This window comes from Terrisporobacter muris (genome assembly GCF_024621905.1).
Lineage (GTDB): Bacteria > Bacillota > Clostridia > Peptostreptococcales > Peptostreptococcaceae > Terrisporobacter > Terrisporobacter muris.
This window is the reverse complement of record NZ_JANKBY010000091.1, coordinates 1-11,573: the sequence shown is the minus strand read 5'-3', so window position 1 is coordinate 11,573 and position 11,573 is coordinate 1. Positions and strand designations below refer to the sequence as shown.

12 protein-coding genes are annotated in these 11,573 nt (G+C 30.1%); 11 read left to right on the top strand and 1 reads right to left on the bottom strand.

Going from position 1 to position 11,573, the window contains the following annotated elements; all coding sequences use genetic code 11:
* The 11 genes from NSA58_RS09070 to NSA58_RS09020 all read left to right on the top strand — a co-directional run.
* On the top strand, positions 1 to 1,559 hold a 1,559-nt coding region (locus NSA58_RS09070; RefSeq protein WP_257560407.1), incomplete at its 5' end, for a BglG family transcription antiterminator.
* A 16-nt stretch (positions 1,560 to 1,575) separates the two neighbouring features.
* A complete protein-coding gene (locus tag NSA58_RS09065) occupies positions 1,576 to 1,863 on the top strand; it encodes a PTS sugar transporter subunit IIB (protein WP_074429815.1) in 288 nt (95 codons plus the stop codon).
* Between the two features lie 27 nt (positions 1,864 to 1,890).
* Complete coding sequence (locus tag NSA58_RS09060; protein WP_257560406.1) at positions 1,891 to 3,162, top strand: PTS ascorbate transporter subunit IIC; 1,272 nt, start codon at positions 1,891 to 1,893, stop codon at positions 3,160 to 3,162.
* 62 nt (positions 3,163 to 3,224) lie between these two features.
* The gene (locus NSA58_RS09055) at positions 3,225 to 3,827 is read left to right on the top strand and encodes an SIS domain-containing protein (RefSeq protein ID WP_074429817.1); all 603 of its coding nucleotides are present in this window, start codon (positions 3,225 to 3,227) and stop codon (positions 3,825 to 3,827) included.
* Positions 3,799 to 4,728 (top strand): 4-hydroxy-tetrahydrodipicolinate synthase, encoded by a 930-nt coding sequence (gene dapA, locus NSA58_RS09050; RefSeq protein WP_257560405.1) that lies wholly within the window; start codon positions 3,799 to 3,801, stop codon positions 4,726 to 4,728. The genes NSA58_RS09055 and dapA overlap by 29 nt, the downstream gene beginning before the upstream one ends.
* A 108-nt stretch (positions 4,729 to 4,836) precedes the next feature.
* Positions 4,837 to 5,463, top strand: a complete 627-nt coding sequence (locus NSA58_RS09045; RefSeq protein ID WP_074429818.1) for a beta/alpha barrel domain-containing protein — start codon at positions 4,837 to 4,839, stop codon at positions 5,461 to 5,463.
* A gap of 58 nt (positions 5,464 to 5,521) precedes the next feature.
* On the top strand, positions 5,522 to 6,340 hold the full coding sequence (locus NSA58_RS09040; protein WP_074429819.1) for a transketolase: 819 nt from the start codon (positions 5,522 to 5,524) through the stop codon (positions 6,338 to 6,340).
* Positions 6,340 to 7,260, top strand: coding sequence for a transketolase family protein (locus NSA58_RS09035; RefSeq protein WP_330652554.1), 921 nt, complete (start codon positions 6,340 to 6,342; stop codon positions 7,258 to 7,260). The genes NSA58_RS09040 and NSA58_RS09035 overlap by 1 nt, the downstream gene beginning before the upstream one ends.
* A gap of 30 nt (positions 7,261 to 7,290) precedes the next feature.
* Positions 7,291 to 8,808, top strand: coding sequence for a phosphohexomutase domain-containing protein (locus tag NSA58_RS09030; protein WP_257560404.1), 1,518 nt, complete (start codon positions 7,291 to 7,293; stop codon positions 8,806 to 8,808).
* Positions 8,809 to 9,031: 223 nt separating this feature from the next.
* Positions 9,032 to 9,979 carry a glycerophosphoryl diester phosphodiesterase membrane domain-containing protein gene (locus NSA58_RS09025; RefSeq protein ID WP_257560403.1) on the top strand — a complete coding sequence of 316 codons (948 nt, stop codon included), beginning with the start codon at positions 9,032 to 9,034 and terminating at the stop codon, positions 9,977 to 9,979.
* 51 nt (positions 9,980 to 10,030) lie between these two features.
* Entirely contained in the window at positions 10,031 to 10,843 is an 813-nt protein-coding gene (locus NSA58_RS09020) for a glycerophosphodiester phosphodiesterase (protein WP_257560402.1), read from the top strand.
* A 90-nt stretch (positions 10,844 to 10,933) separates the two neighbouring features.
* On the opposite strand, the gene NSA58_RS09015 is transcribed toward NSA58_RS09020, so the two are convergent.
* On the bottom strand, positions 10,934 to 11,573 hold a 640-nt coding region (locus tag NSA58_RS09015), incomplete at its 5' end, for an FtsX-like permease family protein (protein ID WP_330652553.1).

The following is an 11,573-nucleotide window of genomic DNA, read 5'->3' as shown; positions in this document are numbered from 1 at the left end:
CAAGAGTATTTGATATTTTTATTGAAGAGTATAAATTAGATAGCTTTGAAGAAGCAAAAAAAATTATATTGAAATTTATAAAAAAATATGAAATGAATTTTGTTGAAAATAGATTAACAGAATTTATATATATATTTATCTTCTTAAAGGCAAGAATGCATTCAAAGAGAGTTATTACTCAAGAAAATATAGATATTCCTAATGTAACAGTAATGAGCTCAATGAAGGAATATAAATTTGCTAAGGAATTGTTAGAAGTATATGAAAGTGAAGAGAATATAAAGCCTCATAATATCATGTATATTAGTGCTTGGATTTTAGGTATATCAGTAGGAAATGATGAGGAAGATACAGAGGATAGAGCTGTAATTTCAGAAATTGTAAATAAAATGATGACAAGGTTTGGATATTTAAGCGGAGTTTATTATATAAGCCAAGAAAAAATATTTAAACAACTATATTCTCATTTTAGACCAGCTTATTACAGACTTTTATTTAAATTACCTACTTATAATCCAATTTGTGAAAAGGTAAAAGAAGAATATAGATTAGTTTATACAATTGTAAGTAATGCAATGAAAGAGTTTTGCGGCCTATTTGGAGAAGAGGTTCAAGAAGAGGAATTAGCATATTTAACAATGCATTTTGCAACTTTATTTTCAAATGAAAAAGAGTTTAATGATCCTAGAAAAAGGAGAGCATTGATAGTTTGTTCAAATGGTGTGGGTAGTTCAGCTATCTTACATTCAGAACTTAAAAACTTATTTCCTGATTTACATTTTCTACCTATATTGGAGTCATCTAAGCTAGCAAATTTCAGTGAACCTGTAGACATTGTTTTTACTACGAATTATAAAGTAGAAGGTTTAAAAATAGATGTACCAGTAATTAGAGTTAGTCCTGTTATGACTGCAAAAGAAAAATATAAGATTACACGTGAAGTGTATATTCAGCTAGGGGACATTTTTTTAAGACAACCTAAAATAGATGAGGTTATGGATATAATAAAAAAATATGCGAAAGTAACTTCTGAAAGTATGCTTTCAAGTGAGTTACTAGCTTATTTTACACAAATAGAGAACTTTACGTCTAAGGAAGGAGAAGGACCTATGTTAAGTGAAATCACGAATGAAAAATTAATAAAACTAAAGGTCAAAGCTAAGGATTGGGAGGATGCAATTAGACAGTCGGCTTCTGTTTTAGTTGAAAACAATAAAGCAACTGAAGTCTATGTTGATGCTATGGTTAACTCGGCAAAATCATCTGGACCATATATAGTAATTACAAAACATGTGGCACTTCCACATGCAAGACCAGAAGCGGGTGTAAAAGAAATTGCAATAGGAATCGCGACTTTAGAGAATCCTGTTGAATTCGGAAATGATGAAAATGACCCTGTAAAATATGTATTTTGTCTAAGTGCAATAGATAATAATAGTCATTTACGTGCTATGTCTGAATTAGTTGAGTTATTGGAAAACGATGAATTCTTTAGTGTTTTAGATAATGCTAAAAATGAAAAAGAAATAATTGATTTTATAAAGTTACACGAATTATAAAAGGGAGGATTTAATTATGTATAAAATTTTAATCGCATGTAGAGCAGGAGTTGGGTCAAGTTTAATGTTGAAAATAAAGACTCAACAGGTCATTAAGGAAAATAATTTCCCGATAGAAGTTGAACATGGTTCATTAGATTCATTAAATGGATTTAATGGAGATGCTGTAGAAACAGTAATCGATGTCGCTGAAGAATTAAAAAATAAAAATTTAAAATGTGATATAATCGGAATTCGTAATGTCGTTGATCGTAAAGAAATAAAAGAAGCATTAGAAAAGTTTCTTGTTTCAAAAGAAAAATAAAATTTGATAAAATAGGGAGGAATATTTATGGAGTTTATTATTAGTTTATTAAGTACACCTGCTGTTTTACTTGGTGTAGTTGCATGTATAGGATTAATTCTTCAAAAGAAATCAGCTGTTGAAGTATTCACTGGAGCTTCAAAAACACTTATCGGTTTCTTAATATTTGGTATTGGTGCTTCTGCTATGACTGGTGCACTACAGAATTTTAATAAATTATTCCAATATGGTTTTGGAATTACAGGTGTTATAGCTTCACCAGAAGCAGCCACAGCACTTGCACAAGGAACATATGGATTTGCAGTTTCCTGTACATTGATTCTTGGATTTATATTAAACTTAGTTTTTGCACGTATTACAAGATTCAAAAATATTTTCTTTACAACAGGTCATAGTTTATTCTTTTCTTGTGTATTAGTGTTAATTATGAAAGCACATGGATTTGAAGATATGACTACTATATTAGTAGGTGGTACAATTTTAGGATTTATGTCTGCTGCACTGCCTCAATTCTGTCAACCATTTATGCGTGAATTAACAGGTGGAGATGAACAAGCAATTGGTCACTTCAATATGATAGGTTATGGTTTGTCAGGTTATATTGGACGTATATTCTCAAAGTATAAAGAAGAAACAACAGAATCTATAAAATTCCCTAAGTGGTTATCAATATTCAGAGATTTCTTAATGGGTCTATCAATAGTTATGATTATATTATTTTATGTTTCAACATTAAAAGCTGGTCAAGAGTTTACTCAGGAAATAGCAGGTTCAACACACTGGTTAGTATTCCCTCTTATAGAAGCGTTTACATTTGTTGCAGGTATGTCAATATTAATGTCAGGTGTTCGTATGTTCTTAGCTGAAATAACTGCAGCATTCGTAATTATTTCGGAAAAATATATTCCAGGTTCACGTCCTGCACTAGATGTTCCAACAGTATTCCCATATGCACCAAATGCTGTTATTATAGGATTCCTTTCAGCATATGCTGCTGGTCTATTAGCAATAGTTGTTATGGCATCATTCCCTGGTGTATTCCCAGTGGTAATCATTCCAGCTGCTCATATATGTTTCTTCTCAGGAGGTACAGCTGCAGTATTTGGAAACGCATCAGGAGGATGGAGAGGTGCTATTGCAGGGTCATTTATTGCAGGATTATTTCTAGCATTTTTACCAACAATACTATATCCAGTTTATGGAACGCTTGGTATAGAAGGTGCAACTTTCCCGAATATTGACTATAACGTAGTAGGATCAATATTACATAGTATTTTACAATTTATAAAGCCTATTTAATCTATATTAATACCCTATAAGAGCCATAATATGGCTCTTATAGTTTTAAGGAGGAGAAAATTATGACAGAAAATACATTATCTAAATTTTTGGATACTTTGTCTAATGAGGTATCAATATTCATTGAGTCAATAGATGAAGATGCTATAAATAAAGCACGTGATTTAATTCTAGAAGCAGAAAGTAATCATGGACGAGTACATGTAACTGGTATTGGTAAACCAGGTCATGTATCTGGATATATTTCATCATTACTTTCATCTACAGGAACTCCATCATATACACTACATGGCACAGAAGCAGTACACGGATCAAGTGGTCAAGTAGTTGCTGGTGATGTGGTTATTGCAATATCAAATAGTGGTGAAACTCAAGAGCTAAAAACAACAGTAGAAACACTAAAAGTAAACGGAGCAAAAATAATTGGGGTAAGTGGTAATGATGATTCATGGTTAAGATATGCATCTGATATATTCTTGTTAGCAGGTGTTAAACACGAAGGTGGTTGCCTTAACAAGGCTCCTCGTGCTTCAATTCTTGCAGAAACTATAGTATTACAGTCATTAAGTATTGCATTACAATATGCGAAAGGGCTTGATGTACAGCAGTATGTGAAGTGGCATCCAGGAGGAAGTCTTGGAAAATCAATTAGAGAGGAGATTTAACTTTATGGGATATAAAGGTATTATATGCGCGATGATAACGCCACTTGATGAAAATCAAAATATTAATCCTCAAGCAACATGTAAGCTAATTGACTATCTAATTGATAAGGGTGTTTATGGATTATTCATTTTGGGAACGAATGGTGAATGTCATGTGTTGACAGATGATGAAAAAGTTGAATTTGCGAAAATCGTTATAGATCATACTAATAATCGTGTGCCTGTTTTTGTTGGAACAGGTGGTAACTCAACTCGTGAAGTAATAAGTTTATCAAAAAGAATGGAAGAAATAGGTGCAAGTGCATTATCAATAATTACTCCATATTTTGTAGCTCCAACACAGGAAGAATTAATTTTACATTATAAAACTATAGCTAGTTCAGTTAGTTTACCTATTATGATGTATAATATGCCAGGTAAGACAGGTATTAATATTGAACCGGAATCAGTAAGTGAATTAGCAAAGATAAAGAATATTGTTGGAATTAAGGATAGTAGTGGTAAGCTTGATAATATGAAAGCTTATATTGAAGTAACTAAGGAAGAAGATTTCAATGTATTCTCTGGATCAGATTCACTTATTCTTGATATATTGAAAGCTGGTGGACAAGGAGCTGTTGCGGCAACAGCAAATTTCCTTGCAGGAATTGACGTTGCTATTTATGATAACTTCATAAAGGGGAATATAGAAGCAGCTCAAGAAGCTCAGGATAGTATAGAAGAGCTTCGTCGTATACTAAAGTTTGGTACTATTCCATCAGTTATAAAGAAAGCCGTTGTTTTAAATGGAATTAATGTTGGACCTGCGCGACTTCCTGTAACTGAACCAACTGGAGAAGTACTTGAAGAAATTAAACGGGTAGTTGAAAATTATAGAGTAACATTTAATAAAAATTTATAAGAAAAAACAGTTAATCCTATTAATATATGATTAATAGATGTCTCATTAAGAATATAATTGAACTTAATATAGATCAAAAACGGTTTAGGGAATATAGAGGTGAATGATATGAAAAAGATGAATGTAACCAAAAGAATGGTAGATTGTGGAGCTCTTGCAATTGTAAGAGCAGAAACGCTTGACCGTGCATGTGAAATTGCTGAAGGTTGTATGAAAGGTGGAGTAACAGTTATAGAAATAAGCTATACTTTGAATAATGCTGGAGAGATAATTCAAGGACTTAACAAGAAGTATGGCAAAGAACTTTGTGTAGGAGCAGGAACTGTTTTGGATAGTGAAACAGCTCGTCATGCTATTTTACACGGAGCACAGTTTATTATTGCACCCAATTATGATGAAGGTGTAGCAAAAATTTGTAATAGATATCAGATTCCTTATGCTCCAGGATGCACATCATTAACTGAAGCGGTAGATGCATTGAGTTTAGGGGCCGCTTTTATTAAAGCCTTTCCGATATCAGATTTTTATGGACCTAAATTAGCAAAAGTGTTTAAGACACCAATACCTGATATGCCGATATTGGCAAGTGGTGGAATTACTCTTGATAATTTGCATGTATGGTTGGAAAATGGAGTTGATGTCTGTGGGTTTGGAGGATTATTAACTAAAGGAACTTCTGAGGATATTGCTGAAAATGCTAGAAAGATTCGTGAAATCATTAAAAATACAAGATAAGTCTAAAATTAAGAGCCACTTTTAAGTGGCTCTTAATAAATATAAGGAGGAATAAAATTTGAATATTGAAAAATTAAAAGATATAGCAAAAGATATTAGAATAGACATAATAGAAATGTTATCAGAATCAAAGTCAGGACATCCAGGTGGATCATTATCAATAGCAGATATATTAACTGTATTATACTTTGAAGAAATGAATGTAAAAGTAGAAGAACCTAAATGGGAAGACAGAGACAGACTTGTTTTATCAAAAGGACATGCAGCACCAGGATTATATGCAGCATTATCAGAAAAGGGATATTTCCCAAAAGAAGAACTTAAATCTTTAAGAAAATATAAATCAAGACTTCAAGGACATCCTGATATGAATAAAACTTCAGGGGTAGATATGTCTACAGGTTCACTTGGACAAGGTTTATCAGTAGCTAATGGAATAGCTTTATCAGGAAAATTAGATAAAAAAGATTATAGAGTATATACGATAATAGGAGACGGGGAACTTCAAGAAGGACAAATTTGGGAAGCAGTAATGAGTACAGCTCATTATAACTTAGATAATTTAGTAGCTTTTGTAGATTTAAATGGACTACAAATAGATGGATCAAATGAAGAGGTCATGAATGTAAATCCAGTAGACAAGAAGTTTGAAGCTTTTGGATGGAATGTATTAGTTATAGATGGACATAACTTGGAAGAAATAAAAGAAGCTTTAGATAAAGCAAGAGGAATAAAAGGCAAACCAACAGCAATAATAGCTAAAACTATTAAAGGAAAAGGCGTTTCTTTCATGGAAAATCAAGCTTCATGGCATGGAACAGCACCGAACCAAGAACAAAAAATACAAGCCTTAAATGAGCTAAAAGGAGGAGAGTAATGATGAATATAGCAACAAGAGAAGCTTACGGAGAAGCTCTAAAAGAATTAGCGGTAAATGAGAACATAGTAGTTTTGGATGCAGACCTTGCTAAAGCAACAAAAAGTATAGAATTTAAAAAAGTAGCGTCAGAAAGATTCTTTGATATGGGAATAGCAGAATGTGATATGATAGGAACAGCAGCCGGATTAGCTACTTGTGGAAAGATACCATTTGCAACAACTTTTGCTATGTTTGGTGCAGGTAGAGCATTTGAACAAATAAGAAATTCAGTGGCATATCCAAACTTGAATGTAAAAATAGCAGTAACACATGCAGGTGTAACAGTAGGAGAAGATGGGGGAAGTCATCAAGCTATAGAAGATATATCTTTAATGAGAAGTGTACCAAATATGGTAGTAATAAACCCAGCTGATGCAATAGAAGCAAAAAAAGCAGTACATGCAGTAGCAGAGTATTATGGACCAATATATATAAGATTTGGTAGAGCTGGTACACCAATAATTCATAATGAAGACTATGAATTTAAGATAGGTAAAGGTGAAATTATAAGAGAAGGAAAAGATGTACTTATAGTAGCAACAGGAATAATGGTAGCTAAAGCATTGGAAGCAGCTGAGATTCTAAGTAAAGATAACATAGAGGCTACAGTAGTAAATATATCGACTATAAAACCATTAGACACTGAAATCATAGTGAGTTTAGCTAAAAAAATAGGGAAGGTAGTTACAGCTGAAGAACACAGTATAGTAGGTGGATTGGGGTCAGCAGTAGCGGAGGTGTTATCTGAACAATATCCTACTAAACTTAAGAGAGTAGGAATTAAAGATATATTTGGACAATCAGGAAATCCAAATGCTTTATTAGAGCATTATGGACTAACTACAAAAGATATAGTTGAGGCAGTAAAATCTATTTAGACTTAGCTGTAATTATTAAAGGAGGTAGCCATGAGTATAAATTCATGTAATTTAGAAAATGATTTAAAATTTGCATTAAATAAGCTAAAAAATGGTACAGATATAAGAGGTATAGCCATAGAAATTAAAAATTATAAAAAATCTCTAACTTCTGAAGCTGTATCATTAATTGGGAATGGTTTCTCAAAGTGGTTAAAAATTAAAAATGCTAATAAGAAAAATTTAAAAGTAGCCATAGGTATGGATTCAAGACTATCTGGGCCACAGTTAAAAGAAGCCTTAGAGGAAGCTTTAACTAGTGAAGGATTAACTGTTTATGATTGCGGAATTAGTACGACTCCATCTATGTTTATGGCTACAGTTTTAGAAGATTATAAATGTGATGGATCAATGATGATTACAGCAAGTCATCTTCCTTATTATTATAATGGAATTAAATTTTTCACTTCAGAAGGTGGTTGTGAAAAAGAAGATATTGATGAAATTTTAGATTTAGCTAGTACACCTGGAGAAGATTCATCAAACCTTACAATAGGAGAAATTAAAGAGGTTAATTTAATCGAAGATTACTCTAAGTTATTAGTAAATAAAGTAAGAGATTCTGTAAACTGTGAAAAACCACTAGAAGGAAGAAAAATAATTGTGGATGCAGGAAATGGGGCTGGAGGATTCTTTGCTGATAAAGTATTAAAGAATCTTGGGGCTGATACTGAAGGCAGTCAATTTCTTGAACCAGATGGAACTTTTCCAAATCATATACCTAACCCAGAAAATAAAGAAGCTATGGGGTCTATAAAAAATGCAGTACTAAGTTCAAAAGCAGATTTAGGAATCATATTTGACACGGATGTAGATAGAGCTGCTATAGTTTCTCGAACAGGAGAAGAAATAAATAAAAATGCTCTTATAGCACTAATATCTTCTATAGTAATAGGTGAAAATGAAGGGACAACTATAGTTACAGATTCTATAACATCTACAGGGTTAACAGAGTTTATAACGAACCTAAATGGAGTACACCATAGATTTAAAAGAGGATATAAAAATGTTATAAATGAAGCTAAAAATTTGAATGAAAAAGGCATTAATTGTCCTGTGGCAATAGAAACTTCTGGACATGCAGCCTTAAGAGAAAACTATTTTTTAGATGATGGAGCATATCTTGTAGTGAAAATTCTTATAGAAATGGCAAAACTAGAAAAAGAACATGAAGATATATCAGACTTGATAAAAGACTTAAAGCATGCTGCTGAATGTGAAGAAAAAAGAATTGAAATCAAGTGTGAGGATTCTAGGGCTTATGGACAGTGTGTCATAGAAGGCTTGAACGAATATGTTTCTCAGATTGAAGGATGGAGTATAGAACCTAAAAATTATGAAGGTATAAGAATAAACTGTGATAAAGAAAAAGGCTGGTTTATTCTTAGAGTATCTCTACATGAGCCATTATTGGCCTTAAATATTGAAAGCGATATTGAAGGTGGAGTAAAAAGTATTTTTTCAAAGCTTGAGATTTTTATGAAAAATTATAATAATTTAGTTTTATAGACTTTAAATGGTTGGGAGAGATAAAAAAGCTCCAACCATTTAAAATTTATAAATTAAAAAAATAAATTTTATATCACATTGACTTATATAACATACAAGTGATGGAGAGTATAAATAATATTAAAATAAAGATTGTAATAAAGTATTAAAATAGATATTCTTATATAGGATAAGAATATTAAAAAACTTATATACACCTTAATAAAAACAAATGGAGAAAATTATGAATAATAAAATTTCAAATAAATTTATTACAATGATTAAGTACAATTTTAGCACATTAATTTTATTTGAACTAATTCACAAATTAATAGCTTTACTTATGATTCCAACCTTTAAATATATAGTTGATATATCAATGTTTAGTTCAAATATAAAGTATGTAAATGTAGATAATATTATAAATTTATTAACTAATCCAATATCACTAATCTTAGTAATATTAATAGTGATAGTACTAGCTTTTTATATGATATTTGAATTTATTTCTTTGATTATATGTTTAAATGAGTCTGTTCAGTATAAAAAGATTGGATTATTTGAACTTGTTAAAATATCAATAAATAGATGTATAGAGATATTTAAATTTAAAAACATATTATTAGTATTATTCGTACTGTTAATAATTCCATTAACTAATTTAACTTTAACATCTACTTTTATAGAAAATTTGAAGTTACCAGATTACATACAAGATTACATAAGTTCTAATCATGTACTGAATATAATCTATCTTTTCGTTATGTTGATTTTATATATATTGGTTATCAGATGGATTTTCAGTATTCATGAGATTACTTTATCAACAAATACATTTAAAGAGGCTAGAAAAAATAGTGTAAGAATTACAAGAGGTAAATATATTAAGCTAATTGTTGTTTCTGTTGGGTTATTTATATTAACCTCAATTATAGGATATATAATTTATAAAGCTTCAATTATATTGATAGGGTTATGGACAAAGTATTATATTCCAAGGTATTATGATTTAGATACTGATTTAAAAAGCATATTTATAAATAGGTGTTTCATAATTAATGAATACGCAGTAGTTGTTTCTATGATATTTAACGCTATAATTAATATGGGTATTATTTCATCACTTTATTATGAATATAAAGGCATTGATATTCATAAATTTAATCCTAAAAAAAATAAAAAGCCAATATAAAAATATATTTCTAAATTAATAGTAATATTATTTTTATTCCAACTTGAATCCATGGGATTTTCATACTTAACCCAAAATGATGCATTTAATACATCATTTTTTTACAATACAACAGCTACAGGTCATAGAATTTCAGCTGCAAGAGCTCCAGAAAATACACTAGCAGCACTACAAGAAGCTATTAATGGTGATGCAAAATATATAGAAATAGATGTGCAAGAGACAAAGGATGGAGAGTTAATTATAATTCATGATTCGAATTTTAAGAGAACTACAGGTGTATATAAAAATACCTGGGAAGTTAATTATGATGAAGTTAAAACATACGATGCAGGCAGTTACTTTAGTTCAGACTTTTCTGGAGAGAAAATACCAACCCTTCAGGAAGTAATAGACAGCGCTAAAGGTAAAGTGGAATTAGTTATAGAGATAAAACTTAATGGTCATGAAAAAAGTGATGTAACGAAAAGAGTTTTAGACTTAATTAAAGCCAATAAAATTGAACATCAGAGTATTATAGCTTCCATGGATAAAGATGTATTAAAAAGGGTTAAGGAATTAGATTCAAGCATTGAAACATGTTATTTAACTGCAGTAGCATATGGTAACCTTTATAATTGGGACTATGTTGATATATATGGGATTGAATCAACATTTGTAAATAAAACAATGATCAATGAAATACACAATAATGGTAAAAAAATATTTGTATGGACTGTGAATAGTAGTAAATTAATAGATAAAATGATAGAGTTAAATGTTGATAGTATAATTACAGATAACCCATATTTAGTTTCGGATTCTATTTTTTGGAAGAAAAATGGATATATTAATAAAGTAGCTAATGCCTTATTTAATAAATAATAATGAAATTTAGATAAGTAATATTTAATTTTTATATAGTAAGGAGTTGCATGACTAAATTTTAATCAGACATGCAACTCCTTTATTAATTTATATGGTTTTATTTTTATTACTATTTATGATATTTAAACTTTGGAAGTAACTCATGCATAAATATATGCTATACATAAGAATTACAATTGATGATAGCATATTTTTTAATATACCTACATCTACAAGCTCAAGTATCATAACATAAATTAATTTAGTTACGAATAATGAGTGTAAGATAGCTAATGATAGTGGTGTAATAAATATTGTTAACACCTGTATAAAAATAGCTTTCTTTAGATGTTTCTTTTTTATACCAAGTTTTCTTAATAGATTAAATTTTTCTTTATTTGAAGTTGACTCTGAAAGTTGTTGTAAAGCAAGTACTGTGCCTGATGATATTAACAAAATAATTCCTAAATATACTGATATGAAAGAAAATGTAGTATTAAGTGCAATTTTTTCTCCATCTATTACTAATTTTTGGTCTAACATGTATTCATAATTATTAGAATTATCTTTTATATTATAAAAAGCATCTAAAAACATGTTATCATAGTTATTGTTTGACTCAGTATAGTTAACATTTAAAATAGTCATAGTAGGATTTAGATTATCTAAAACTATATCGGGAACAATAATTGTACCAAAATCTGTGGCATTTACATTGGAGCTATATGTTAAATTATATAATTTTGAA

Coding starts and splice junctions, on each gene's coding strand:
- NSA58_RS09065 (WP_074429815.1), top strand. CDS start 1,576: ATGTATAAAATTTTAATCGCATGTAGAGCAGGAGTTGGGTCAAGTTTA.
- NSA58_RS09035 (WP_330652554.1), top strand. CDS start 6,340: ATGATGAATATAGCAACAAGAGAAGCTTACGGAGAAGCTCTAAAAGAA.
- NSA58_RS09025 (WP_257560403.1), top strand. CDS start 9,032: ATGAATAATAAAATTTCAAATAAATTTATTACAATGATTAAGTACAAT.
- NSA58_RS09060 (WP_257560406.1), top strand. CDS start 1,891: ATGGAGTTTATTATTAGTTTATTAAGTACACCTGCTGTTTTACTTGGT.
- NSA58_RS09020 (WP_257560402.1), top strand. CDS start 10,031: ATGGGATTTTCATACTTAACCCAAAATGATGCATTTAATACATCATTT.
- NSA58_RS09030 (WP_257560404.1), top strand. CDS start 7,291: ATGAGTATAAATTCATGTAATTTAGAAAATGATTTAAAATTTGCATTA.
- NSA58_RS09045 (WP_074429818.1), top strand. CDS start 4,837: ATGAAAAAGATGAATGTAACCAAAAGAATGGTAGATTGTGGAGCTCTT.
- NSA58_RS09055 (WP_074429817.1), top strand. CDS start 3,225: ATGACAGAAAATACATTATCTAAATTTTTGGATACTTTGTCTAATGAG.